Origin of the sequence: Pedobacter sp. BMA (genome assembly GCF_001027745.1) — a bacterium.
In the GTDB taxonomy this organism is placed as follows: Bacteria; Bacteroidota; Bacteroidia; order Sphingobacteriales; family Sphingobacteriaceae; genus Pedobacter.
Genome location: NZ_LECU01000004.1, coordinates 56000 through 79256, shown reverse-complemented (window position 1 = coordinate 79256; position 23257 = coordinate 56000). Strand labels below are relative to the sequence as shown.

Here is a 23257-nt window from a genome sequence, read left to right as displayed (position 1 = left end):
TTGAACCGAGCTGAATTCACTTGAAACATCAGTGAATTTTCATTTTAGAAAAGCAGCGAAATGCTGGTGCCCCTGGTTACTTCCGACTGGATATCAATTTTAATTTTATGAAAGTTAGCAATACTTTGCACAATGGCCAGGCCCAGGCCAAAGCCATTTTCATCTGTATGCCCGCGTTCGAAACGATCAAAGGCATTTTCAACCAATTCTTTATTCATCCCTAAACCAGTATCGGCAATAGTTAACACATAGCCAGCTTCCGTTTTATTACCAGTAATGGATATGGAGCCACCGTTTACATTGTACTTGATGGCATTATTGATAATGTTAATCAATAGGGTATGTATGAGTGCCTTATTTCCTGTAAACAGCAAATCATCATCCAGCATGCAATTGTAAATGATGGAACGGTCTGCAATCCGGTCTTCCAGATCTTCGTATATATCTGAAATCTCCTGTTTCAGACTGATTTCTTCGGTTTTCAAATACTGATTGTTCTCCACCTTCGAGATCAGTAGCAAACTATTGATGATCACTTTTAAGCGGTTCAGTGTTTTCAGAGAAGCATAGATTTTATTCTCATGCTCTTCCGGAATGCCTGCCGTGTTAAGCATGTTCTCGAAACGGGTACTTAGTATAGAAATCGGCGTGAGCAGTTCGTGTGATACATTTGCAATAAACTGCTTTTCAAGTGCAAATAGTGTATTTATTTTCCTCATCAAGGAGTTCACACTATTGTCGAGAATCTTGAAGTCGTCGGTGTTTGTAGGGATATTTTCGTAATTATAGTGAGAGGGATCATTTACCCTGTTAATCTTCTTATCAATGATCAGGTAAAAGGGTTTTAGCAAAAAATTTGAAAAGGTATAATCTGTTACGAGGGTAATCAGCAAGGCCGATACCAGAACAATAAGCATGTAAAAGCGGATTGAATTTTTAATCGACTGCAAAGTGGTCATGGTTTCCCCAATCTCGAGATTATACCAGTTAGTATGGTAGGAAAACTTATAATTGAGAATCCTGTAAACCTCTATATCCCCTTCAATTTCTCTTTTTTCAGTATAAACGGTCGCTATCGAATCCGTTTGACGATCGGGAATGTCGGTGAGGACGATAAATTCCTCTTTCAGGATGTTGTAATCGGTAAATGATTCACCTTTGTTTAACAGGCTGTCAATTTCATCATCGTTTAAGTGCTCAATGATTTTGTTTTTCTTTTTAATCAGGCGGCTATCAAGTTGGTTATAGGCCAGTTTATCCAATGAGAACAATATAATCGAACCCAGAAGCAGCACAATGGCTATTTTGGTGATTGCATTATACAAGGAAAATTTAACCTGCAACTTCATGATGGAAGGTGTTAGATGTTAAAGGATGATGTTTATTGGCAGACACGATCCGGATTTAGCAGTTGATCCGGTATCCAATACTTCTCACCGTTTCAAACCAGTCGATAGGGGTAATGGCAGCAAGTTTCTTACGGAGGTTTTTTACGTGCACATCCACAAAGTTTGAGTCAGAATTAACTTCTAAAATATCGCCCCAAACATGCTCAGTTAAACTCATACGGGATACTACGCGGTTTTTATTTAGTACGAGGTAATTGAAGATTTCGAATTCCTTTTTAGTCAGGTTTAACCTTTCTTCTCCGAAAGAAACCGTTCTGTTCTGAATATTCAGCAGGAAATCGTGTACATTGACTTCGTTCTTTTCCAGTTTGTGTTTTCTTCTGGTGATGGCATGCATACGGGCCAGCAGCTCGTTGAGTGAAAAGGGCTTAGGCAGATAGTCATCGGCTCCCTCATCCAGGCCCTTAATCCGATCGTCTACCGCGCTGCGGGCAGTTAGAATGATTACCGCATCGTCCCGGTCTTTCAATGCCTTCAACTGTTTTAAAACTTCAAAGCCATCGCCATCCGGCAAGCCTAAATCCAGTAAAATGAAGTCATAATTATTGACGAAGATTTTCTCCTCAGCCGAAGTTTTTTTCCAGGCATGCTCTACAATAAAACCCTCCTTGCTTAGAAATTCATCCATTTCCAGGGCCAGGCTTTTTTCATCTTCAACAATTAGTACGTTCATATAGAATTAAAGTTCTAGTATCAGGTAGTGAGGTATCAAGATTGTTTTTACTCTTTAGTCTTGAAGTACTAAATTAACATTTTTCAGAATGATTGCGCAGGCTTCTTCGATTTCTTCTTTACTAATGATCAGTGGAGGAGCGATACGCATGGAATTGCTGCAATGCAAAAACCAATCGGATAATACGCCGTCAAGAATACATGCGTCAATAATCTTTTTATTCGTCTCAAAACTTTCAAACTCTACAGCCAGCATTAATCCTTTACCCCTGATTTCTTTAATCGCAGGATGCTGCAGGAGCGTTTTGAATAACTCACCTTTTTGTTCTACTTCTTCCACTACTTTTTCATCAACCAGAAACCTGAGGGTGGCCAAACCAGCGGCGCAGCACACCGGGTGTCCGCCGAAAGTGGTCATGTGCCCCAATATAGGGGTATGTGATAATACCGACATGATTTCTAAAGAGCTGATAAAAGCACCAATAGGCATTCCGCCGCCAATTCCTTTGGCTAAAAGCAAAACGTCAGGAACAATATCATAATGCTCAAAGGCAAACATTTTACCACTCCGGCCAAATCCTGATTGTATCTCATCGAATATCAGAAGGGTTTTGGTTTCGTTACATCTGGCTCGCAAAGCTTTCATGTAGTTTAAGTCGGCCACCCTGATACCGGCCTCGCCTTGTATAGGTTCTATAAAAACAGCTGCAATATCTTCAGTAATCAGATCGAGATCAGCAAGTTTATTGTGGTCGATAAAACTGACATGGGGCAGGAAAGGCCCGTATCCTGAAGAATAAAAATCACTTTCCATTAAACTTTCAGCACCTTGGGTACTGCCATGGTAGGCATTCCTGCAGGCAATAAATCCTTTTCTGCCCGTGTAGCGTTTGGCGAGTTTCATTGCACCCTCCACGGCTTCAGTACCCGAGTTCAGGAAATAGGTGCAGCTTAGGGTTTCAGGCAGGATATCAGCCAGTGCTTTGGCAAAGTTAACCTGCGGCGTTTGAACATACTCACCATAAACCATCAGGTGCATATAGGTTTCGGCCTGCTCCTGAATAGCTTTTACTACCGCAGGATGGCAATGACCAACGTTGCTTACCCCAATCCCTGCGATTAAATCCAGGTGTTTTTTGTCTGCAGAATCATAGATGTAAACGCCTTTAGCCCTTACAAATTCGAGCATTAAAGGTTCGGGAGAGGTTTGCGCATTGTGTTGTAGAAACAACTGACGTTGTGTAAGCATGGGACAAAAATAAGGAAATTACATTAGTCCTTTAAACAAAAAGACCTGCATTCCTGCAAGTCTTCCCTTTTATCTTGGTCCGCCTTTGTAGCGGTTAAGCAATTCCCTTTTGAATCCTTCCTGTGCCCTGTAAAACTTTCCTACAACCTTAATCGGTAAACCCGACTTCAGTTTGTTATAATATTTTTTATCCAGGTTAAGGTCTCTTTGTTTAAAATCAAACTCGCTGATGATCAGGCTCTGAACCTGCGCATCGGTGAGGTCATCAATCTCGGTCGTTTTTCTGAAAGAGATCATTTTCTGCATGCGCTCTTTGCGTAAAGCATCCTGCTCGGCCTGCATGCTATTGTAAATAGGCCAGAATACTTTGGCTTCATCAGGGGAAAGATCCAGCTTCTGAGTAAAGTAGGCAATTTTTAGCGATTCAATTTCCTCGGCTTTAGGTCGCTGGGCCAGTAAAGTTGCCGGCAGTAACAGTATTAAAGCAACGAATAATAAATTCTTCATTTAATTAATTATTTAATGCATGAGTAAGATCGCTTGAAGAGAAATTACTCAATATGTAGTTTTCCACTTCTGTATCTGACGCAGAAGCATTATTTGATGATGTTTTCGTATCAGCCTCTAAGTGCTCAATTATCGTATTTTCATCAATATCATACAATAACTGTTCGTTTGCTAGATCAGATACATTAGTAGTGGCTAAAGGAACCGAAGTGTCATTCTGGTAAAAATATGCACCGAACGATGCCATCAGGATAAAACAGGCTGCGCTTGCATACTTTACGATGTTTCTTCTCCACAATGGAATTATCCTGGCCACTGGCTTAGGTTGCTCTGCCGCAATTCTGGAGGTGATTCTGTTTTGTAAAGAATCAAAGTAATTTTCAGGAACCTCAAAGGTATTCTGGGGCAGAGGAATTTCACTAAGCCTGATTTGCGTTTCAATACGCTCCGTTAACGCCTCGAAGTAATCCTGTGGAACCTCGAACCGGTTTTCAATGGTTTCCTGTTTCAGCCGATCTAAAAATATTGCCGATGCAACACTATCCTCTACGCTTTCGAAATAATGATCCGGAGTAATAAAAGGGTTATTTTTTACCCTTGCAGCCAGGCTGGGGGCTTCCTTTCTCCAATCGTTATTATCAATATTTTCGTTCATCACAGATATATGATTTAATTTTTGGCAAAAGGTTTAAAAGTCAATTTCATCATTTGTGATAATTGCTTCAATTTTTTTTGCAGCAATATGAAATGATGCTTTTAGGGCGCCTACCGATGTTCCCAAAACTTCCGATATTTCTTCATACTTCATGTCATCAAAGTATTTCATATTGAAGATAATGCGTTGTTTTTCGGGAAGGGTCAGGATCGCTTTCTGCAGTTTCAGTTCCAGCTTGTCCCCGTTGAAATAGGAGGAAGCCACGAGGTTGTCGGCTAGTTCCGAAGATACCTCATCCAGCGGCGTGTTGTTTTTTTGTTTTTGCTTGTTTAAAAAGGTGATGGATTCGTTTGTAGCGATACGGTATATCCAGGTGTACAATTGCGAATCACTCCTGAACTTATCCAGGTTTTTCCAAACCTTTACAAACACTTCCTGGATCAGGTCGTCGCAATCGTCGTGGTTTAAAACCAGCCTTCTGATGTGCCAGTAAATTTTCTGCTGGTATTTTTTTAACAGCAGGTTAAAGGCCTCATTACGGGTCTTCTCGACAGCAAACATTGCAAGAATTTCTGAATCTTCAACTTGTTTCATCGAGGGAATTTATCTCATTTACCATAAAGGCACCAAGATCATCAGATTTGAATATCTGATGCGCTTAGTGCCTTCGTGATTTAAAAACTATTATTTTTTTCTGCCGATTACTTTTTGTACAGCTTCAACGATGTTCACTGCATCTAAACCGTACTTAGACATTAACTGGTCTGGTGTACCGCTTTCTCCAAAAGTATCATTTGTAGCCACAAATTCTTGCGGAGTTGGCAATTCAGTTGTCAACAAACGCGCAACACTTTCACCCAAGCCACCAAATTTATTATGCTCTTCACAAGTCACCACGCATCCTGTTTTCTTAACCGACTTTAAAATCGCTTCGTCATCCAGCGGTTTGATGGTATGGATATTGATAATTTCTGCGTCAATACCAAGCTCAGCTAACTTTTCACCAGCTTCAATTGCTTTCCAAACCATATGTCCGGTAGCGATAATGGTTACATCGGTACCCTCGTTTACCATCCAGGCTTTACCAATCTCGAATTTCTGATCAGGATCTGTAAATACCGGAATCACCGGGCGACCAAAACGTAAATAAACCGGTCCTTCGTACTCTGCAATCGCAATAGTAGCGGCTTTGGTTTGGTTATAATCACATGGGTTGATTACTACCATTCCAGGCAACATTTTCATTAAACCTATATCTTCTAAAATCTGGTGTGTAGCACCATCTTCACCAAGCGTTAAGCCTGCATGTGATGCACAGATTTTAACGTTTTTGTTAGAATAAGCTACCGATTGACGGATCTGATCGTAAACACGTCCTGTAGAGAAGTTGGCAAATGTTCCTGTAAACGGAATTTTACCACCAATAGTCATTCCGGCGGCAATACCAATCATATTCGCCTCGGCAATCCCCACCTGAGTAAAACGCTCAGGGAAGTCTTTGATGAATGCCTCCATTTTAAGCGATCCAACTAAATCGGCACATAAAGCAACTACGTTTTCATTTTTCTTGCCTGCTTCGTGTAAACCAGCACCGAATCCTGAACGTGTATCCTTTTTTTCTGTATATGTGTATTTTTTCATTATATATTCGATATGATATTTTAGACATTAGTTATGAAACTCGATCTCACAACTCTCATCTCCAATCTAAATTAGTAATCCCCTAAGGTTTCTGGTAACTGAGCCAAAGCAACAGCCAATTGCTCATCGTTCGGAGCAGTACCATGCCACTTGTGTGTGCCCATCATAAAGTCTACACCAGCACCCATTTGCGTACTCATTAGGTTTAAAATAGGTTTGCCTTTTCCGGTTAGGGTTTTAGCATAATGTAAACCTTCAACAATCGCCTGCATATCGTTTCCGTCTGTATTGATTACATGCCATCCGAAAGCTTCGAATTTAGCCTGTAAATCATCCAGTGCCAATACTTTGTTGGTTGGTCCATCAATCTGCTGACCGTTATAATCCACAGAAGCAATCAGGTGGTCTACTTTATTGAATGGCGCAAACATTGCCGCCTCCCAGTTTTGTCCTTCCTGTAACTCGCCATCACCTAATAATGCGAAAACATAAGATTTATCGCCATTTAGTTTTTTAGCAAGGGCAGCACCAATGGCAACTGATAAACCTTGTCCGAGTGAGCCAGAGGCAATGCGGATTCCCGGTAAGTGTTCGTGTGTTGTAGGGTGTCCCTGCAATCTCGAATCCAACTTACGGAAAGTTGCCAGTTCACTTTTATCGAAATAACCTGCGTGTGCAAGTGTGCTGTACCATACTGGTGAGATATGTCCGTTGGAAAGGAAAAAAAGATCTTCTCCTGCACCTTCCATGGTAAAATCTGTTTTGTGGTTCAGTACTTCAAAGTATAATGCGGTAAAAAAGTCTGTACATCCAAGTGAAGCACCCGGGTGGCCAGACTGACATCCGTGAACCATTCTTACGATATCCCGTCTGATCTGTGAAGCAATATCTTCTAGCTCTTTAATTGTATGTTTCATTAAAATAAGAGGTTGTTGTTATCTAGCAAAGTTAATATTTTACTTGCTATATCATAATTAGTTATTGATTAATTCCAGTACTTGCTGAGAGGCGTTTTTGGTATCTACTTTCTTGATAATGTGAGCAATTTTGCCTGCTTCATCAATGATAAAAGTGGTCCTTACCGTGCCCATATATTTCTTGCCATACATGTTTTTTTCTGCCCATACGCCGTAGTCAGTTACAATTTTCTGATCGGTATCGGCCAGTAAGGTAAAAGGTAAATTATGCTTGGTTACAAACTTCTGGTGCGACTTTTCGTCATCAACACTTACCCCTAATACCACAATGCCTTTTGCCTGTAAACCCTGGTAATTATCCCTGAAATCACAAGCTTCTGCTGTGCATCCAGGTGTATCATCTTTTGGGTAGAAATATAAAATAACGGTTTTCCCGTTGAAATCGCTTAACGATACCGTGTTGCCGTTTTGATCTTTTGATGTAATATCAGGTGCCTGATCACCTTCCTTTAACTCTGCCATGTTTATAATGATTGAATTTTGAATGAGTAAATGATAGAATTTGCAAGGTAAACAGTTTAGCCGATAGTAGTGTTCAGTAAATGTTAAAAGATGATACTGAGACCACAGTTTCAAATTCCCCTGGAGTGCGTATTTGTTTACCTTTTACCTGTCTATTTTGAAAAATGTACGGTATACCGTCTCACGTTGTCTTTTAAATCGCTTACCACTAACTCCAGTGTGTGTTTGCCGGCACCGGTTCTTTCATCAAAGCTGTGCCAAAGGGTGGCCGTTTTGGCATCAAACTCCATTAAAGCCCACTGGCCATCGATGTAACCGTTAAAGCTTTTAATTCCGGAAAGGTTGTCACTAATTTTAAACAGAATTTTTGATAAACCGGCCATGCTTTTCCCTTCGGAAATATTAACTGCAGTAATTCTTGGTGCAACTGTATCCGTTGAAATATAAAAATTGCCGAAATTCTTCGGCGTGGCTTTAATATACCCATCTTCAAAATATCCACCTTGTGCCGATCCGTTACTATTTACAATTAATGCCTTGTTACGCAAACCTTCAGGCAACTGATCAGCCTTGATCCATAAATTAAAGCCTACATGCAATGGCGTAAACCGGTTGTGAATCTGGTGTATTTCAGACCATGCATTGCCTGCAGGTTTTGGTAATTTTTTATAACTGAAGTTCAAATCACTGTATAAAGTTCCCTTTGGAAATACCACTTTTACACCCTCTCCGGTAAATTCGTTCTCTTTGCCAAAAGCATAGATAGTTCCCCCTGGAACCATAGGGGTGACTGCCGGGGCTAACCCTGCGTTCACCGTAAAAGAGAGCGTAGATGCATTCCCTTTTGAGTCGGTGATGATATACCGGAGCTGGTGAGTTGCGCCATCATTAAAACTAATCCGGCCATTGTTGATCAGGCCACTATAAATTTTAAGTGGATTGCCCGGGTCGACAAAACTTTTCTGAATGCTCCTTTTTGTATTCAGATAAGTGGGATAATCAATGTGCGAATTGATCGCTTTGCTATCTTCAAACGCAAAGCGTTCGAGTGCTGAGGTGTAAATCATTTTGCCATCAAGTTCCAGCTGGATGGAGTAAACGCCATTTGTGCCCGACATCCCGTTATGGCGATCAGTCGTAACTACTCCAAATCCAACCTCACCGGTTAAACTAACCGGAGCGCTAGCTTTATAAAGCCCTCCCGCACCCGTAATAGCGATGGCTTGTTTTGGTGTTGCTTCATTAAATGATTTTCCGTTCAAACGGTAAACATATAGTCCGTGGATTACAGGAGGTATATTATCCGGGATCACAATACCAAAGAACTGTGGATTGATGGTTTCTTCGGTTTTGGTGTCCCTGATTTCAAAGTGGAGGTGGGGGCCACCTGAGCTTCCCCGGTTTCCAGACCAGGCAATCACCTCACCCTTACGCACGGGTATAAGTGTTGCATCAGGAAATTCATCTATTTCAAAAGACTTTTTTTCGTACTCCAGGTTTTTAACAATAGTAGCAATCTTGGGCGAAAAACGTTGCAGATGCCCGTAAACTGTTGTAAAACCGTTGGGATGATTGATATAAAGTGCCTGGCCAAAGCCACTGTTCTGAACCCTCAGTCTGGATATATAGCCGTCGGCAACAGCATAAACCGGATATCCCTCCCTTTGATTAGTCCTGAAATCTATTCCTGAGTGGAAGTGGTTACCTCGTATTTCGCCGAATGAACCAGCCAGGGCAGGAGGCGTAATGTCTAAAGGTTGCCTGAAATCCGTAATCGGGTATTTATTACTGGTGAAAATCTGCTGTGCACCAGACGGGTTGAATGTAAATAGAAGTAAAATGTAGATAAAAAACTTGGTGATATTCAGGATATGGGATTTAATCATGCTTTATTTTACATCAAAATTTAAAAGTTGTTTACCTTGCAGCCAGGCTTCGAGTTTATCGCCCTTGTTTGTTCTGCCAACGCCTTCCGGTGTTCCGGTGAAAATAAGATCACCTTTTTTAAGCGTAATGTATTGCGAAACAAAGCTGATTAGTTTCTCGAACGAGAACAATAAATCTTTAGTATGTCCCTGTTGACGGGTTTCACCATTTACTTTCAGCTCAAAATTTAGGTTATAAAGATCTTCAAAATCGCTTTTTGGTAAAAAGATGCTTACCGGCGCAGAATTGTCAAAGCCTTTGGCCAGTTCCCAGGGCAAACCTTTTTCCTTGTGTTTACTCTGAATATCGCGTGCAGTAAAGTCAATACCTAGTCCCACTTCATCGAAATAGTTTCCCGCAAATTTCTCTGCAATGTGTTTACCCTCTTTACATATTTTGAGCACCACTTCAAGTTCGAAATGGATATCGCTTGAAAAATCGGGTAAATAGAAAGGCTTGTTGTCTTTTAACAATGCCGTATCCGGCTTCATAAAGATTACGGGAGTGGTGGGAACCGGATTGTTCAGTTCTTTGGCATGTTCGGCATAATTGCGGCCTACGGCAATGATTTTCATTTTTATAATATTAGGGTATAGCAATACAAACGGGACAAGCCCATGGTTTCAAAAATAGAAAAGAAAATGATGTTATAAAACAGAGATCCTTTTTACCTGGCTTTCCGAACCGGCAATTACCCTTAAAAAGTAAATGCCTGCGTTTACTCTGCTGGGAATAGTGAAACTTTTGGTCTGGTCGCCGGAATTTAATCTTTCGTTTAGAAGTGTAACCACTTCATTCCCTAAAAGGTCAATCACTTTGATGGTCGTCTGGGTATTGTCTTTTCCGATTGAAAGGATCACATTCAACTGATCTTCTACCGGGTTAGGGTAAATTTTAACGATTGTTAAAAGTTTATCTTTTGCAGCAACGGAAGTGTTTTTTGTGGTGTTGGAGTAAGTGTTAAACATAGCGGCTCCACCAATCGACATGTATAACGGCTTATAAGGTTGGATATTGGCCTTTATTTCAGGAACCCTGCTTACTTTCTTTGTTCTCCCTTTCAGGGTAATATGAATACTATCAACTTCTTGCGACCAGGAATTTACGCTACATAGCAAAACAATGCACAATGTGCACATCAATTTCGCGAGCAACGTTATCTTAGTGTAAAGTTTCATCAATAGTAGAACAAAGTTATTAATTTAATACAAAGAAATTAAACATTTTATTCAATAATCATAATTTAACACAATTTAACAATAAAAATTGTTTTTCAAAGTGTGAAAAATACACAATAATTTGGTTGTTAATTTGTTATAGTTTTTTACTTTTGCCCCACTTAAAAATATAATGACATGTCAAATCATAAAAATGTCAATGCGTTAACCGCCGGTGGGGTGCTGATTAGTTTGGGAATTGTGTTCGGTGATATCGGTACTTCTCCGCTCTATACCCTCAATGCAATCTTTACAACAATTCTGGGCGGCAGGCAAGATATCAATCCTGAAAATGTACTCGGAGTGCTCTCCTGCATCATCTGGACGCTGACATTACAAACGACAGTCAAATATGTGATCATTACCTTAAGGGCCGATAATAAGGGTGAAGGTGGTATTTTTTCTCTTTTTTCTCTGGTACGTAAAAAGGCCAAATGGCTCGTTGTTCCTGCAGTAGTAGGAGGGTGCGCTTTACTTGCCGATGGTATTATCACGCCCAGTATTACCGTAACGTCTGCAATTGAGGGGCTAACCAGAAAATTCGACATTCAGGTTATTCCAATTGTTCTGGTCATTCTCACCATACTTTTTATCATTCAGCAGTTCGGAACCAATCTGGTTGGGAAACTTTTTGGTCCGGTAATGTTCGTTTGGTTTGCTGTACTGGGAATTTTGGGCGTTTCCTATATTGTAAAAGACCTCAGTATTTTCAGTGCATTTAATCCCTATTGGGCTATACACCTTCTTGTCACCAACAAACTGGCATTTCTTATTCTGGGTGGCGTATTTTTATGTACAACGGGTGCGGAAGCCCTTTACTCTGATTTGGGCCATTGCGGACGAAATAACATCCGCATCAGCTGGATTTTCGTGAAGCTGATGCTGATCCTGAATTACCTTGGGCAGGGAGTGTGGGTGTTGCACAACAGCTCCACATATGTTCCGGGAGCCAAAATGAATCCTTTTTTTCAGATTGTTCCCGATCATTTTCAGATTCCGATGGTGATCCTGGCTACAATGGCCGCTGTAATTGCCAGTCAGGCGTTAATCAGCGGATCATTTACCTTAATCTCCGAGGCTGTACGTTTAAATCTCTGGCCAAAGATCAAGATCGTGTATCCATCAGTTTCAAAAGGCCAGTTGTATGTGCCATCAATTAACTGGATGCTATGGATTGGATGCTGCGGAATCGTGCTGTTGTTCAGAAAATCCGAAAGCATGGATGCCGCCTATGGCTTGTCTATTACCATAGCGATGTTAATGACCACGATTCTGGTGAGCTTTTACTTAAGAAGCAGGCGTTTTCCAAAATACCTGATTGCTATTTTCTTCTTCACTTATGTGATCATTGAAGGTACATTTTTAATCAGTAATTTAACTAAATTCCTTCATGGTGGCTGGGTAACTGTAATGATTGGTTCCTTTTTGTTCACTGTGATGTGGAGCTGGTTTGTGGCACGGAAAATTAAGAACCGTTTTGTAAAATACGTAGAAATAGAAGATTATTATCAGATTTTAAGTGAGTTAAGTGGTGATGAAAGTGTACCTAAATATTCGTCTCAGCTTGTTTATTTAACAAGTGCAAACTTCAAAACTGAAATTGAGTCGAAAATCATATATTCCATTATTCAGAAAGAGCCGAAACGTGCTGACGTATATTGGCTTGTTCACGTTGACGTAATGGACGAACCTTATACCCTGGATTATAAAGTTGAATTCCTTATTCCAGGTAAGCTGATCAGGATCGATTTCAGATTAGGCTTCAGAATTGAGCAACGGGTAAACCTGCTGTACCGTAAAGTGGTTGAAGAGCTTGTGAAAAACGGGGAGATCGATATTACCAGTCAATATACCTCGCTGAATAAACATAAAATTGCGGGCGATTTCCGTTTTGTAATCCTGGAGAAACACCTTTCGAAATTTACCAAGCTGAGCTTTTACGAGCGCACCATTATGGATTATTATTTCATATTGAAGAAACTCAGTTTATCTGAAGAACGGAGTTTTGGATTGGACAGCAGTTATGTTGATGTAGAAAAGGTTCCGCTTATCTTTGTTACGCCAGACGATATCGAGCTCCACCGATTGCCGGTTTAATCATGAGAACAGCAATTCTAATACTGGGCATATGCCTGTTTATAGCAGGCCCAGCCGCCAAGGTTTATCACCTCCCTTATGGTAATGTCTACATGATCGCATCGGGCATAGGCCTGGTGCTGATTACTGCGCTAGGCTTTATTAAGAAATAAACAATATCATATTTCATCATCAGCCCTTCACTTTTATGAAGGGCTTTTTTGTGCCCATCTGTGTGGTTTCAGGATTCAATAGTGAATTAGGATTGATGGGGTGTTGACAGTAGTTTGGCAGGATGTTGACAGGGAATTGTCCCTATTAACCCCCTGCTAATCCCTTGTTAACCCCGCACTAAGCCCCTGTTAATCTGCCTTTCTGGCAGTTTTCGTTTTTTTAAATTATTTCCCGCAGATTGCGCAGATAGTAATCTGCGAAAATCAGCGAAATCAGCGGGAGAATTATGTTTTCAATCAGCGGGAGATTTATATTTTTACTAAACTATTTCCCGCAGATTACGCAGATGCACGCAGAAATTAATCAGCTAAAATCAAGGGCATAAAAAAGCCCATCAGTTACGATCAACTGACGGGCCTAAATTCTTTGTATTACAGATTAACTTTCCAAAGCGAGCTTGCTGTGTTTGTAGCCATACGCGAAATAAACCACTAAGCCAATGACAAGCCATATACCGAACCCAATCCAGTTTGAGATGCCAAGTTCACACATCATGTACAAACAGCTGATTAAGCCCAGAACAGGGATTAGCGAAAGATTTTTAGTGATGCAGTAGAAAGAGATGATTACACAAATGATGAGAAAAATCCACATCGGTATTTTATGCTTGAATAAGCCCCATCCACTTTCATATCTCTTTTCGATGGAAATCTTCGATGCTGATATGAACTGCTCGTAGCGATCGCCCGGCAACGCGCTTAGATAAGATTCAGCATCTACTTTGTCGGCCAATATGATCTGTGGTGCCGCATCTTTAACGATTTCTTCCTTCACTATTTTCAACTCATCACCATTTAATGAGGTGAGGAAGTTTACCGTGGTAACGGTTTTTGGCGAGTTAAGAAAGAATGCCTTTGTTTCAGCACCATATTGTATGAAGGCAAAAGTGAGTGCAGCAATAAATGCAACCGGAACAATAAATTTGCTGTTTACATAAGGTATTTTAAATTTACCTCGTTGTACATCCGGACGGTTTTGCAATACCAGTACACCTGCACATACCAATACGAAGGCAAATAAAGTTCCGATAGAACATAAGTCGGTTACAATCGTTAAATTCATGAATAACGATGGAACCGCCACTACAAAGCCCACAACAATAGTGGCAAATGAAGGTGTTTTGTATTTGGGATGGATTTTGGAGAATGATTTTGGCAATAAACCATCGCGGCTCATGCTCATCCATATGCGGGGCTGACCCATCTGGAATACCAGCAGTACACTGGCCATCGCAAATACCGCACTTACGGCGATAATCCCACTCATCAGTTTAAGGTCGATCTGATCGAATACAAATGCAAGAGGATCACCCACAGCAAGCGTATCAGATTTTACAATTCCCGTTAATACCAGTGCTATGGCCACGTATAAGATGGTACATAAAATAATGGCCCACATCATTCCGCGGGGTAAATCTCTCTGCGGATTTTTACATTCTTCAGCAGTAGTTGAAATGGCATCAAAACCAATGTATGCAAAAAACACAGCTGATACACCTTTCAAAATTCCAGATACACCATTTGGAGCAAAGGGATCCCAGTTTTTGGTATCCACATAAAAGATACCAACAGCCAGAACCAGTAAAATGACTGCCAGTTTCACCACAACCATCGCATTACTGGCGTTGCGACTTTCCTTCATACCCCGGTAAATTAACCAGGTAATCAGGATGATAATACCCAGTGCAGGGAGATCGGCAACCAGGTGGAAACTGCCAATTTGCGGGGCAGTGAGCCATGCATTGTTGGCTAATGCTGTTGCGGCATCCAGGCCATTCAGGTTTTTGCCTGCAGCCAGTAGCGCTTCTGCATGTTTATGCCCGTTATAGGCGCTTAAGTAATCCATTGTTGCCCAATCAGGAACATGGATGCCATTAATGCCCAGAAAAGGTATTTTTATAGTGGAAAGCAGACCTGTAAAATAGTCTGACCACGAGATGGCTACCGTAATGTTTCCTATGGAATATTCCATAATGAGCGACCAGCCAATGATCCAGGCCACCAGCTCGCCAAAGGCTACATAGGAATAGGTATAAGCACTACCTGAAACAGGAACCATAGAGGCAAATTCTGCATAGGCAAATGCTGCAAAGCTGCAGGCAACTGCAGTAAAAATAAACAAGAAAATTACTGCGGGACCACCATCTGCACTTGCTTTTCCAATGGTGCTGAAAATACCTGCACCAATAATTGCTGCTATACCAAATGCCGTTAAATCCCGTACACCTAAGGTTTTGTGAAGTGTATTTTCATGATCGCCATAACCGCTTGCTGCATCTTTTAATATCTTGGAAATAGATTTTTTTCTAAATAGCTTTTCGAACATTTCAGTTTGCTTGTTGTATTCTTCAAACTTAGGAAAATATCGGTTAAAAACGTTTAAAGCAGGATATTAATTTCTTTACACTGATATTCTAGCAAGTCTGAATGGCGAAAACGATGCAAATAATCTCTCTTTCGGCCAGTTTTCTGTGGTCAATGTCAAAACACATTGTTAATGTAATCTGTATGTGTTTATTTAACGTGTTTGCGTGCCCGCAAGTCATAAAATACTACTTTTGCCACCTTCATAAGAAAGGCACAAATATTTGAATTTATGACGACACCATCGGGCTTAAAGGCATCTTACATCAAAGAGAAGAATCACGGAATAGCCACGTTACTTGCTTTTGCTTTGCTTCCGCTTTCGGGCTTTGCAACAGATATCTATATTCCATCACTGCCCAATATGGCGGGGGATATGAACGTGAGCAGTGTGCAGGTTCAGCTTACTTTGAGTATCTTCCTGATCAGTTACGGTGTGGCCCAATTATTTGTAGGCAGTTTACTCGATAGTTTTGGCCGATATAAAATTTGCCTTTATGCGTTGCTGATTTTTGCAGCAGCGAGTCTGGTGATTGCCGTTACGCATAATATTTATCTCATCTATCTGATGCGGGTTATTCACGGATTATCAGTTGGAGGGATTGTAGTGGCCAAGCGGGCATATTTTGTTGATTTGTTTACAGGAGATAAACTGAAGCATTACCTGAGTCTGTTTTCTATTATCTGGTCGACCGGGCCCATTGTTGCACCTTTTGTTGGTGGTTACCTGCAGGCGGCTTTTGGCTGGGAATCCAATTTCTATTTTCTAGCTGGTTTTGCCCTTGTTTTTGCCTTGCTGGAGCTGATTTACAGTGGTGAAACATTAAAGCACTTTACCGAATTCCAGTTGAAAAAAATCATGGGGATTTATGTTCAAATGGTGAAAACCACGAGTTTTACTTTAGGGATTGTAATGTTGGGTTTAGCTTATTGTATGGTGATGGTGTATAATATGACCGGGCCATTCATTATCGAGCACCATCTTAATCTTTCACCTGTTATTGCAGGCTACAGTTCGTTAGTTTTGGGCTTTGCCTGGATGGTTGGCGGTTTTATCGGGAAGGCAACCATCAACCGTCCTTTTTTCAAACGGCTGGCTATTAACTCTCTTTTTCAGCTGTTATTCGTGATACTGATGATTTTGAGCTTGAATTTCATCAGCAATTTATTCTCGCTGATCTTTTTTGCTTTCATTATCCACATTGGTGCAGGCTATACCTTTAACAATTATTTTACTTTTTGCCTGAGTAAGTTTCCAAAGAATGCAGGTATCGCAGGTGGTTTAACCGGTGGAATTACATATGTCATCGTTTCTTTTCTCAGTTATGGTGTAGTGAATTTCTTTCCCGCCAAAGATGAGCGCAACTTAAGTTTTAGCTACCTGGTTATGATTTTGCTTTCGGGCCTGGTGATGTTGTTGATTATGCGAACGAGGGGCAAAGAGGAGGGCTAGTTCGGCAAATGATTTCATAAAATTAAATAAAATCTCCCGCTGATTTCACTGATTTTCGCAGATTAGTTTCTGGGTGCATCTGTGTAATCTGCGGGAGACATATTAATGAAATTTTTACTAAGCGGCTAACCCAATTTCTCCAGCTCTTCTTTAACAAACTGAGCCAGTTCTTTCACGTATTCTGCGCTGAAGTCGAATTTGATACCAGCAGTTTCATAAATCTCATTCATGGGTTTGGTATAACCTAGTGATAGCGCAGCCAGATATTGGTCTAAAGCCTGCTGTGGATTTTCTTTGTAATTTTTCCATACGGCAATCGCTCCCAATTGTGCAATCGCATACTCAATATAGTAAAAAGGTACCTCGAATAAATGCAGCTGCTTTTGCCATACATTTCCAAATTGCTGCTCCAGGTCATCCCAATTGGCAAAACCGGCACCAAAGCGGTTGTAAATCTGTTTAAAGGTTTCCTCTCTGTCTGCCGCTGTATGTACCGGGTTGGTATATATCCAATGCTGAAACTGATCAATCACGGCTACCCATGGCAGCGTTTTCAATACATCGGCCAATTGTTCTTTTTTAGCACGGATCAGGTCTTCTTCATTGTCGAAATAAACATCCCATTTGTCCATTGAAATTAGCTCCATACTCATTGATGCGAGTTCAGCCACTTCAGAAGGACAGTGCTTGAAGTCGTTCAGCTCTAAATTTGCGGTTAGAAAAGTATGGATGGCATGGCCGCCTTCGTGAACCATAGTGGTTAAATCGCGAAGGGAGTTTGCTGAGTTCATGAAAATGAACGGAGCGCCGGTTTCTGCAAGTGGATAATTATAGCCTCCTGGTGCCTTACCTTTTCTGCTTTCCACATCGAACAGGCCGTTGGCCTTCATGGTTGCCAACTTAACCCCAAGTTTTTCATCTATGGCATTAAAACAGGCTATACTCTTGTCGATAAGTTCTTCACCATTGTTGAATGGCTTTAAAGCAGGTTTACCACTTACGCTAACTTCCAGATCCCACGGTTTTAAGGTTTCAAGTCCCAATGCTTCGCGGCGTTTTTCTGCCTGCTCCTTTAAAATAGGAACAATTTCCTTTTCAATGGCATTTGCAAAGTCATAGCAATCCTGTGGCGTATAGTCAAAACGACCTAATGCCTGAAACATGTAATCGCGGTAATTTTCGAAGCCTGCATTTAAGGCTACCTGATTACGCAATCCGATCAGTTCATCGAATAAAACATTCAGATCGTCTTTATCAATCAGGCGGCGCTGCTGGATGGTTTTCCAGGCATTTTCGCGCACCTCGCGGTTCAGGTCTTTAATGAAGATTGATGCCTGCTCCAGTGTATATTCCTGCCCGTTAATTTCAACGCTCATGGCACCGGTGATGCCCTGATATTTCTGTTGCTTAACCTGCAATTGCGTAAATAATTCGATGTTTTCTTCACGGTATATTTCCAGTGCTTTCTTAATTGCCCTGCTGTATACAAAGAACTTCTCCTTGTCAAGATCATCCATAAAAGGACTCTCCACGAATTTTTTATTCAGCTCGTTAGAAAGGGGAGAAATTTTTGGTTCAATTTCTTCTGCAAAGTACTGGAAGTTTTTAACCAGTTCCTCATTGGCTGTGTCGCAGCTCATTTTAATATAACGCCAGGCGAAATCTTCTTCCAGCGCAGCTTCCAATTCCGAACGGTCTTTTAACCATTGTTCCAGTTCATCAACACTGTTAATTTCGCGGCCCTGCAACTCATTAAAAAGTGGTGCCAGGCTTTCCCAGGTAATGGATAATTCCTGTGGGATATATGTTCTGATCTTTTTTTCTATCATGATATTCATTACTTATTTCTAAGGTATGCATCAATTAAAAAGCAAATGGCAAATACCACTGATGCATAACCATTCAGGGTTTGAAAGGCCCTGTTTACTTTACTGATGTCGTTTGGTTTTACGAGCAGGTGCTGGTAAACCAACATGGCGCAGAAGAATACAATTCCGATGTAATACACCCAGCTGAAAGTGGTGAAAAACACGGGAAGGATTACACAGGCCGCTGAAAACACATGCAGTAGTACTGATACGTTTAAAGCATTTTTAATGCCAAGCGCCGAAGGAATGGAATGTAAATTTTCTTCACGGTCGAAATCTTCGTCCTGCAAAGCATAGATGATGTCAAATCCACTTACCCAAAATAACACCGTTAATGAATACAACACCGGAACGAGGGCAAAGTGACCGGTTACAGCGATATATGCACCAATGGGGGCGAGGGACAAGCCTAAGCCAAGTACCAAATGGCACAATGCGGTGAACCTTTTGGTGTAGCTATAGAACAATACCACAAACAGGGCTACGGGCGACAAGTAAAAGCAAAGGGGATTAATAAAGTATGTCGTTGCTGCAAATAATAAGCAGTTGATGATCACAAATGTCAAAGCCTCGCCCGCAGAAACCTTACCGGCAGGAATATCACGCATTTTAGTGCGGGGGTTTTTTGCATCAATATTGCGGTCGAGATACCGGTTGAAAGCCATTGCCGAATTACGTGCGAAAACCATACAGAGCAATACCAGAATCAGTTTATACCAGGAGAAAGGATTCTCTGTGGTGGTAACCCCCAGGAAAAAGCCAATCATGGCAAAGGGTAATGCAAAAACAGAGTGAGCGAATAATACGAGTGAAAAGTATTTTTTCATTGAAACTAATAATTTTAAAACCTCTTATAATCTTTAGGGACAACGAAATCTTCATTTACTTCGGTGATAAAATTTAAGACTTCATCCTTTCCGTTTCCTTTTTCTGCCGAAGTAATAAAGGTTGCGGGGATTTCTTCAAAAAATTCGCCAAGCTTTTTCCTGAATGCAGCCACATTTTTTTGCGTAGTGGTCATGCCTTGTTTGTCTGCCTTTGTAAATATTAAAGAAAATGGAATTTGTTTTTCACCCAGCCAGTAGCAAAATTCGATATCAATTTGTTGTGGCTCCAGGCGACTATCGATCAATACAAAAACGCACTGTAAACTTTCTCTTTTGGTGATATAAGCCCGGATAAATTTTTCCCATTTTTCCCTGCTGGTTTTGGAAACCTTTGCATACCCATAACCTGGTAAATCGACAATATACCACGACTCATTAATCAGAAAATGGTTGATTAGCTGGGTTTTACCCGGGCGTTGAGAAGTTTTTGCCAATCCATGCTGGTTAACCAGCATATTGATCAATGAAGATTTGCCTACGTTTGAGCGGCCAATAAAAGCATACTCGGGCATTGTTGGTGCCGGTAAAGCCGAAATCTGGGTGTTGCTGCAAACAAATGTTGCCGTTTTGATAACCATGGTGCAAATGTAGCAATTTTGTAAGGATGGTTGCGCCTTTGATGTGTTTAAGGCGCTAACTGTTGCGCATTTGACAATTAACCGATTAAAACAATTTAAACAGTTCAACAATAAACTTATCTTTGCCATACATCATGAATCAGAATATCACTCCATATCAAATGCAGGATGCAGCCAAAAAAGAACAGGTTGCTACCATGTTTAATAATATTTCAGGTACCTACGATTTTTTAAATCATTTCCTATCTCTGGGAATTGATGTACTGTGGCGCAAAAAGGCCATTAAAGAATTGGTTTCCATTCATCCGCGTAATTTACTGGATGTTGCTACTGGTACAGGTGATTTTGCCTTTGAGGCCATTAAGAAACTTCAACCTGAGAAAGTGATCGGCGTTGATATTTCAGAAGGCATGCTGGAAGTGGCCAAAAAGAAAATCAATGAACGGAGTTTAAGTGAAACATTCTCTGTTCAGGTAGGGGATTCTGAAGGCCTGCATTTTGAAGACAATACCTTTGACGCCATTACATGTGCCTATGGCGTGCGTAACTTTGAAAATCTTGAAAAAGGTCTTAATGATATGTTCAGGGTATTAAAGCCCGAAGGAAAGATGGTGATTCTGGAATTTTCAAAGCCTAAAGTATTTCCGGTTAAACAATTGTATAACTTTTACTTTTTAAATGTGCTGCCTATTTTCGGAAAAATGTTCTCCAAGGATGCCAGGGCATATACCTATTTACCAGAATCGGTTGCTGCTTTCCCTGATGGCACGGATTTTACAACCCTCATGGAAAAAGTCGGTTTCAAAAGTACCAAACAGCGTATTTTAACGTTTGGAATAAGTTCAATCTACGTTGGAACTAAATGATAAGAAAATTAAGCCTCATTCTCACTTTAATCGTTGTCGCCAACACTTCATTCGCCCAGAACTGGGGCGGGGGTATAGATGATGAGGACTGGAGTTTCGGGTTTAATTTCCAATACATTTCTGCAGAATATAAAATCCTGAAAAATTCCAACTGGAGGGCCCCGTTTTATGAGGTGCCCAATTCGCTGGATGTTTCTTACGATCAGAATTCAGGTTTACCGGTTACCAACACGCTGAATGCCATATCTAGTCCGCCATCCCAGGGTTTTGGATTAGGCTTTGTCATGAACAGGAGGCTGGCAGAAAACTTTGATATCCGCGCAACGCCGTCATTGATTTTTAGCGACAGGGTAGTGCAGTATGAATATGAACCTAAGGAACCGGTTAGTGTGGGAAACGGCCAGACCAAGTATTTTCAGACGGTTGTTGATAAAAAAGTTCAGGCTACCATGTTCGAGTTTCCATTGGGTATCAAGGTGAAGTCTAACAGGTTAAACAATTTCCGGGCTTATTGGCTGGGGGGTGCTAAATACTCCATAGATATTGCATCGAAAAAGAAAACCTTTGATGAGGGCGAAACGCCGGCAAATAAGTTGCTTAAGAATAACAGAAACTACTTGTCGTACGAAACGGGGATAGGTTTCGACTTTTATTTTGAGTATTTTAAAATGTCGCCTGAAATTAAACTATCCTATTCTGCCGGTGATTTGTTGCAGCACGATCCAACGGTTTATGCCAATCCCATTGATAAGTTGAAATTACGTCAATTAACGTTCAGTTTGATTTTTCAATAGCTGCAGAATTCAAAAAAACTTACCTTTGCCATCAGCGGGTAATCCAAAACGCAGGTTGCTTAAAGGGTTTATCCGGACTTAACATTCATAAATATGTCTAAAATTGCATTAATCACGGGTGCAACCTCAGGTATAGGCGAGGCTTGCGCACATATATTTGCCCAACAAGGTTATCAACTTATTCTCGTTGCCCGTCGCGAAGAACGGCTGTCTAAAATTGCACATCATCTTGCAGATAAATATGCTATCGAAATAAAGGAAGTACTGGCCGATGTACGCGATAATGGGAAGCTGACCGAAGCATTTGAAAGCTTACCCGATGCCTGGAAAAAGGTAGACGTGCTCATTAATAATGCGGGTTTAAGTCAGGGTTTAGAGCCGGTAAATGCCGGCAACATCAGTGATTGGGATACCATGATCGATACAAATGTAAAAGGCTTGCTTTATGTCACTAAAATAGTATCAAACTGGATGATTCCACACCAGTCAGGACATATCATTAATATTGGCTCTATTGCCGGGAAAGAAGTGTATCCAAACGGAAATGTATATTGTGCAAGCAAGCATGCCGTAGATGCCTTGAGTAAAGGGATGAGGATCGACCTGCTGCCTCATGGAATTAAGGTTACAGAAATCAACCCCGGTATGGTAGAAACAGAATTCTCTGTCGTGCGATTCAAGGGTGATGAAGAGCGGGCCAAAAAAGTTTATGAAAACTTTGAGCCACTCATCGCAGATGATATTGCAGATGCCATCTGGTATGTAGTAAGTCGCCCGAAACATGTAAACATCAACGATATGCTGATTATGCCAACGGCGCAGGCCACAGCAACAATAGTGAACAGGAGTTAATTGCATACTCCACTCAATCATTTCATCAATTAAACAATCTCCACATGATATCAAACACCATAGATCAGGAAATTAAAAAAGCCATGCTGGCTAAGGATAATGCACAATTAAGAGGTTTAAGAGCAATCAAAGCGGCCTTATTACTGGCAAAAACAGAAAAAGGCTCTTCGGAAGAAATCACCGAAGAAACGGAACTGAAGATTCTTCAGAAACTGATTAAGCAACGTCGCGAATCAGCAGATATATACCGCTCACAAAATCGCGAAGATTTATATCAGGTTGAAGAAGAGGAAATTAATGTAATCAACCAGTTTTTGCCAAAGCAGCTGGACAGGGCAGAAGTTGCCGCAATTATTGAAGACGTGATCAAACAATCTGGTGCTACATCGGTTAAGGATATGGGGAAGGTAATGGGAATGGCTAACAAAGCACTTGCCGGTAAAGCAGATGGTAAATTAATTGCGGAGATTGTAAAGGAGAAGCTCAATTAAGCTGGGATGAGGCTTAGCGGTTTAACGGATCAGGATATAAAACGCCCCGAAAACCTTCACTAAGCCTTGCAAATGGCATT

23 protein-coding genes are annotated in these 23257 nt (G+C 40.9%); 7 read left to right on the top strand and 16 right to left on the bottom strand.

The genetic code is table 11. The features are described from left to right. Positions 1–44: 44 nt before the first annotated feature. The 12 genes from AB669_RS06675 to AB669_RS06620 all read right to left on the bottom strand — a co-directional run bounded on the left by AB669_RS06675 (position 45) and on the right by AB669_RS06620 (position 10676). The gene (locus AB669_RS06675) at positions 45–1349 is read right to left on the bottom strand and encodes a HAMP domain-containing sensor histidine kinase (protein ID WP_053058312.1); all 1305 of its coding nucleotides are present in this window, start codon (positions 1347–1349) and stop codon (positions 45–47) included. Between the two features lie 55 nt (positions 1350–1404). Next, positions 1405–2082, bottom strand: coding sequence for a response regulator transcription factor (locus AB669_RS06670; RefSeq protein ID WP_047798542.1), 678 nt, complete (start codon positions 2080–2082; stop codon positions 1405–1407). 54 nt (positions 2083–2136) lie between these two features. Then, positions 2137–3330, bottom strand: coding sequence for an aspartate aminotransferase family protein (locus AB669_RS06665; protein WP_047798541.1), 1194 nt, complete (start codon positions 3328–3330; stop codon positions 2137–2139). 69 nt (positions 3331–3399) lie between these two features. Next, positions 3400–3837: a hypothetical protein gene (locus tag AB669_RS06660; RefSeq protein WP_047798540.1), complete on the bottom strand. Its 438-nt coding sequence runs from the start codon at positions 3835–3837 to the stop codon at positions 3400–3402. Between the two features lie 4 nt (positions 3838–3841). Then, positions 3842–4492 carry a hypothetical protein gene (locus AB669_RS06655; RefSeq protein WP_047798539.1) on the bottom strand — a complete coding sequence of 217 codons (651 nt, stop codon included), beginning with the start codon at positions 4490–4492 and terminating at the stop codon, positions 3842–3844. Positions 4493–4525: 33 nt separating this feature from the next. Beyond that, positions 4526–5086 (bottom strand): RNA polymerase sigma factor, encoded by a 561-nt coding sequence (locus tag AB669_RS06650; protein WP_047798538.1) that lies wholly within the window; start codon positions 5084–5086, stop codon positions 4526–4528. A 90-nt stretch (positions 5087–5176) separates the two neighbouring features. Then, positions 5177–6133 (bottom strand): transketolase family protein, encoded by a 957-nt coding sequence (locus AB669_RS06645; RefSeq protein ID WP_047798537.1) that lies wholly within the window; start codon positions 6131–6133, stop codon positions 5177–5179. 71 nt (positions 6134–6204) lie between these two features. Then, positions 6205–7050: a transketolase gene (locus AB669_RS06640; protein ID WP_047798536.1), complete on the bottom strand. Its 846-nt coding sequence runs from the start codon at positions 7048–7050 to the stop codon at positions 6205–6207. Positions 7051–7107: 57 nt separating this feature from the next. Then, positions 7108–7572 (bottom strand): thioredoxin-dependent thiol peroxidase, encoded by a 465-nt coding sequence (gene bcp / locus AB669_RS06635; RefSeq protein WP_047798535.1) that lies wholly within the window; start codon positions 7570–7572, stop codon positions 7108–7110. Positions 7573–7724: 152 nt separating this feature from the next. Continuing rightward, a complete protein-coding gene (locus AB669_RS06630; RefSeq protein WP_053058311.1) occupies positions 7725–9458 on the bottom strand; it encodes a M23 family metallopeptidase in 1734 nt (577 codons plus the stop codon). A gap of 3 nt (positions 9459–9461) precedes the next feature. Continuing rightward, positions 9462–10073: a fumarylacetoacetate hydrolase family protein gene (locus tag AB669_RS06625; protein ID WP_047798534.1), complete on the bottom strand. Its 612-nt coding sequence runs from the start codon at positions 10071–10073 to the stop codon at positions 9462–9464. A 72-nt stretch (positions 10074–10145) separates the two neighbouring features. Further along, positions 10146–10676 (bottom strand): T9SS type A sorting domain-containing protein, encoded by a 531-nt coding sequence (locus AB669_RS06620; protein WP_082120609.1) that lies wholly within the window; start codon positions 10674–10676, stop codon positions 10146–10148. 177 nt (positions 10677–10853) lie between these two features. Between AB669_RS06620 and AB669_RS06615 the strand changes: the two genes are divergently transcribed. Both AB669_RS06615 and AB669_RS22100 read left to right on the top strand, forming a co-directional pair. Then, the gene (locus AB669_RS06615; protein ID WP_047798533.1) at positions 10854–12812 is read left to right on the top strand and encodes a KUP/HAK/KT family potassium transporter; all 1959 of its coding nucleotides are present in this window, start codon (positions 10854–10856) and stop codon (positions 12810–12812) included. Positions 12813–12814: 2 nt separating this feature from the next. Next, positions 12815–12964 (top strand): hypothetical protein, encoded by a 150-nt coding sequence (locus AB669_RS22100; protein ID WP_156166696.1) that lies wholly within the window; start codon positions 12815–12817, stop codon positions 12962–12964. Positions 12965–13403: 439 nt separating this feature from the next. Here AB669_RS22100 and AB669_RS06610 read toward each other — a convergent pair whose 3' ends face one another. Beyond that, entirely contained in the window at positions 13404–15350 is a 1947-nt protein-coding gene (locus AB669_RS06610) for an amino acid permease (protein ID WP_047798532.1), read from the bottom strand. A 270-nt stretch (positions 15351–15620) separates the two neighbouring features. Between AB669_RS06610 and AB669_RS06605 the strand changes: the two genes are divergently transcribed. Next, the gene (locus AB669_RS06605) at positions 15621–16841 is read left to right on the top strand and encodes an MFS transporter (RefSeq protein WP_047798531.1); all 1221 of its coding nucleotides are present in this window, start codon (positions 15621–15623) and stop codon (positions 16839–16841) included. Positions 16842–16966: 125 nt separating this feature from the next. Here AB669_RS06605 and AB669_RS06600 read toward each other — a convergent pair whose 3' ends face one another. From AB669_RS06600 to yihA, 3 genes are read right to left on the bottom strand one after another with little or no spacing between them, the layout of a single operon-like run. Beyond that, positions 16967–18670, bottom strand: coding sequence for a M3 family oligoendopeptidase (locus AB669_RS06600; RefSeq protein WP_047799028.1), 1704 nt, complete (start codon positions 18668–18670; stop codon positions 16967–16969). A gap of 8 nt (positions 18671–18678) precedes the next feature. Then, positions 18679–19536 (bottom strand): UbiA-like polyprenyltransferase, encoded by an 858-nt coding sequence (locus AB669_RS06595; RefSeq protein WP_047798530.1) that lies wholly within the window; start codon positions 19534–19536, stop codon positions 18679–18681. Positions 19537–19550: 14 nt separating this feature from the next. Next, positions 19551–20174 (bottom strand): ribosome biogenesis GTP-binding protein YihA/YsxC, encoded by a 624-nt coding sequence (yihA, locus tag AB669_RS06590; protein ID WP_047798529.1) that lies wholly within the window; start codon positions 20172–20174, stop codon positions 19551–19553. 134 nt (positions 20175–20308) lie between these two features. On the opposite strand from yihA, the gene ubiE reads away from it, so the two are divergent. From ubiE to AB669_RS06570, 4 genes are all read left to right on the top strand, one after another. Then, positions 20309–21040, top strand: a complete 732-nt coding sequence (gene ubiE / locus AB669_RS06585; protein WP_197082373.1) for a bifunctional demethylmenaquinone methyltransferase/2-methoxy-6-polyprenyl-1,4-benzoquinol methylase UbiE — start codon at positions 20309–20311, stop codon at positions 21038–21040. Next, positions 21037–21834 carry an outer membrane beta-barrel protein gene (locus AB669_RS06580; protein ID WP_047798528.1) on the top strand — a complete coding sequence of 266 codons (798 nt, stop codon included), beginning with the start codon at positions 21037–21039 and terminating at the stop codon, positions 21832–21834. Before ubiE ends, AB669_RS06580 begins: the two co-directional genes overlap by 4 nt. A 93-nt stretch (positions 21835–21927) precedes the next feature. Then, complete coding sequence (locus AB669_RS06575) at positions 21928–22686, top strand: SDR family NAD(P)-dependent oxidoreductase (protein ID WP_047798527.1); 759 nt, start codon at positions 21928–21930, stop codon at positions 22684–22686. 44 nt (positions 22687–22730) lie between these two features. Further along, on the top strand, positions 22731–23177 hold the full coding sequence (locus tag AB669_RS06570) for a GatB/YqeY domain-containing protein (RefSeq protein WP_047798526.1): 447 nt from the start codon (positions 22731–22733) through the stop codon (positions 23175–23177). Positions 23178–23257 lie beyond the last annotated feature (80 nt).

Bases quoted from the DNA above. Each gene is read 5' to 3' on its own strand.
- AB669_RS06645 (WP_047798537.1), bottom strand. From the start codon at position 6,133: ATGAAAAAATACACATATACAGAAAAAAAGGATACACGTTCAGGATTC.
- AB669_RS06595 (WP_047798530.1), bottom strand. From the start codon at position 19,536: ATGAAAAAATACTTTTCACTCGTATTATTCGCTCACTCTGTTTTTGCA.
- AB669_RS06655 (WP_047798539.1), bottom strand. From the start codon at position 4,492: ATGAACGAAAATATTGATAATAACGATTGGAGAAAGGAAGCCCCCAGC.
- AB669_RS06675 (WP_053058312.1), bottom strand. From the start codon at position 1,349: ATGAAGTTGCAGGTTAAATTTTCCTTGTATAATGCAATCACCAAAATA.
- AB669_RS06575 (WP_047798527.1), top strand. From the start codon at position 21,928: ATGTCTAAAATTGCATTAATCACGGGTGCAACCTCAGGTATAGGCGAG.
- AB669_RS06660 (WP_047798540.1), bottom strand. From the start codon at position 3,837: ATGAAGAATTTATTATTCGTTGCTTTAATACTGTTACTGCCGGCAACT.
- AB669_RS06650 (WP_047798538.1), bottom strand. From the start codon at position 5,086: ATGAAACAAGTTGAAGATTCAGAAATTCTTGCAATGTTTGCTGTCGAG.
- AB669_RS22100 (WP_156166696.1), top strand. From the start codon at position 12,815: ATGAGAACAGCAATTCTAATACTGGGCATATGCCTGTTTATAGCAGGC.
- AB669_RS06620 (WP_082120609.1), bottom strand. From the start codon at position 10,676: ATGAAACTTTACACTAAGATAACGTTGCTCGCGAAATTGATGTGCACA.
- AB669_RS06625 (WP_047798534.1), bottom strand. From the start codon at position 10,073: ATGAAAATCATTGCCGTAGGCCGCAATTATGCCGAACATGCCAAAGAA.
- AB669_RS06615 (WP_047798533.1), top strand. From the start codon at position 10,854: ATGTCAAATCATAAAAATGTCAATGCGTTAACCGCCGGTGGGGTGCTG.
- bcp (WP_047798535.1), bottom strand. From the start codon at position 7,572: ATGGCAGAGTTAAAGGAAGGTGATCAGGCACCTGATATTACATCAAAA.
- AB669_RS06605 (WP_047798531.1), top strand. From the start codon at position 15,621: ATGACGACACCATCGGGCTTAAAGGCATCTTACATCAAAGAGAAGAAT.
- yihA (WP_047798529.1), bottom strand. From the start codon at position 20,174: ATGGTTATCAAAACGGCAACATTTGTTTGCAGCAACACCCAGATTTCG.
- AB669_RS06570 (WP_047798526.1), top strand. From the start codon at position 22,731: ATGATATCAAACACCATAGATCAGGAAATTAAAAAAGCCATGCTGGCT.
- ubiE (WP_197082373.1), top strand. From the start codon at position 20,309: ATGAATCAGAATATCACTCCATATCAAATGCAGGATGCAGCCAAAAAA.
- AB669_RS06600 (WP_047799028.1), bottom strand. From the start codon at position 18,670: ATGATAGAAAAAAAGATCAGAACATATATCCCACAGGAATTATCCATT.
- AB669_RS06630 (WP_053058311.1), bottom strand. From the start codon at position 9,458: ATGATTAAATCCCATATCCTGAATATCACCAAGTTTTTTATCTACATT.
- AB669_RS06665 (WP_047798541.1), bottom strand. From the start codon at position 3,330: ATGCTTACACAACGTCAGTTGTTTCTACAACACAATGCGCAAACCTCT.
- AB669_RS06640 (WP_047798536.1), bottom strand. From the start codon at position 7,050: ATGAAACATACAATTAAAGAGCTAGAAGATATTGCTTCACAGATCAGA.
- AB669_RS06670 (WP_047798542.1), bottom strand. From the start codon at position 2,082: ATGAACGTACTAATTGTTGAAGATGAAAAAAGCCTGGCCCTGGAAATG.
- AB669_RS06610 (WP_047798532.1), bottom strand. From the start codon at position 15,350: ATGTTCGAAAAGCTATTTAGAAAAAAATCTATTTCCAAGATATTAAAA.
- AB669_RS06580 (WP_047798528.1), top strand. From the start codon at position 21,037: ATGATAAGAAAATTAAGCCTCATTCTCACTTTAATCGTTGTCGCCAAC.